The organism is Azospirillum himalayense (assembly GCF_042657465.1).
In the GTDB taxonomy this organism is placed as follows: domain Bacteria; phylum Pseudomonadota; class Alphaproteobacteria; order Azospirillales; family Azospirillaceae; genus Azospirillum; species Azospirillum himalayense.
This window is the reverse complement of record NZ_JBHSLC010000079.1, coordinates 1-640: the sequence shown is the minus strand read 5'-3', so window position 1 is coordinate 640 and position 640 is coordinate 1. Positions and strand designations below refer to the sequence as shown.

Annotated in this window: 1 protein-coding gene; it reads right to left on the bottom strand. The window is 73.6% G+C overall.

Annotation, left to right across the window (positions count from 1 at the left end):
- On the bottom strand, positions 1-640 hold a 640-nt coding region (locus tag ACFPMG_RS23905; RefSeq protein ID WP_376997721.1), incomplete at both ends, for a hypothetical protein.

Here is a 640-nt window from a genome sequence, read left to right as displayed (position 1 = left end):
GAAGGTGATCGTGCCGTAGCCGGCCTCCACCGCCGTGGTCCCGGCCAGCGTCGTCGCGCCGTTGAAGGTGATCGCGCTGTTGGCCGAGCTGTAGGCGCCGTTGAGCGTCGTGGCGGCGCCGTGGGTCTGGGCGCCCGTGGTGGTGACGTCGAGGAGACTGACCGTGGCGCCCGCGTTGGTGGTCAGGCTGGCGAGCGCCGTCGTGCCGCCCACCGCCGCGTTGAACTGCGCCGTCCCCGTCCCGGCGATGGTCAGCGCCTGGGCGCCGTTCACCGTGCCGTTGAAGGTGGCCGTCCCGGCGTTCACCGTCGTCGCCCCGCCCAGCGTGGCCGCGGCGTTGGTGGTGACGGTGCCGCCCGTGTAGGTGCCGTTCAGCGTCACCGCGTCGTTGTAGGTCTGCGCACCCGTGGTGGTGACGTTGCGCAGGCTGGTGGTGCCGCCGGCGTCGGTGGTCAGGCTGGCCAGAGCCGTCGTGCCGCCCACCGCCGCGTTGAACTGCGTGGCGCCGCTGCCGTTGATGACCAGCGCCTGGGCGCCGTCCACCGTGCCGTTGAAGGTCACCGCACCGCTGCCGCCGTTGACCGTGGCGGCCCCCGCCAGCGTCACCGGGCCGGCGACGGTGAAGGCGCCGTTGCCGGTG